The sequence below is a fragment of the Pseudoalteromonas sp. SANK 73390 genome, from assembly GCF_054966645.1.
Window position 1 is genome coordinate 1 of the sequence record NZ_ARPN01000062.1, and the last position, 528, is coordinate 528.

The 528-nt window shown below is 54.0% G+C and carries 1 rRNA gene; it reads right to left on the bottom strand.

Going from position 1 to position 528, the window contains the following annotated elements:
• Nucleotides 1-528, bottom strand: a 23S ribosomal RNA gene (locus SANK73390_RS09370); the annotation flags it as partial.

Here is a 528-nt window from a genome sequence, read left to right on the forward strand (position 1 = left end):
GGTTTTACACCCGAACACTCGCATACGAAGACGACTCCTTGGTCCGTGTTTCAAGACGGGTCGCTGATGACCATTACGCCAGCATCCTTGCGGAGCGCGTACCTCAGTCCGGCGCAGGGTATTACACAACGGGCTATAACACTCCCCGAGGGGAGCCACATTCCCGAAGCCTTTATCCCCCGCGCCAAACTGATGCTGGCCTGTGCCCGGCAAAGTGCACCAGCGAGAACGCTGGATGATTCACCGGGCCCAAGTCTGGTCATAGGCGCTTCCCTTTCAACAATTTCACGTACTTTTTAACCCTCTTTTCAAAGTGCTTTTCATCTTTCGATCACTCTACTTGTGCGCTATCGGTCTCTGGCCGGTATTTAGCTTTAGAAGACATATACCTCCCATTTTTGAGCAGCATTCCCAAACTACTCGACTCGTCGAAGGAGCTTTACATAGGCTTGGCATCCGACCAGACGGGGCTCTCACCCTCTGTGGCGTCCGTTCCAGGGAACTCGGAAGGCGCCTCGCCAAAAGCAT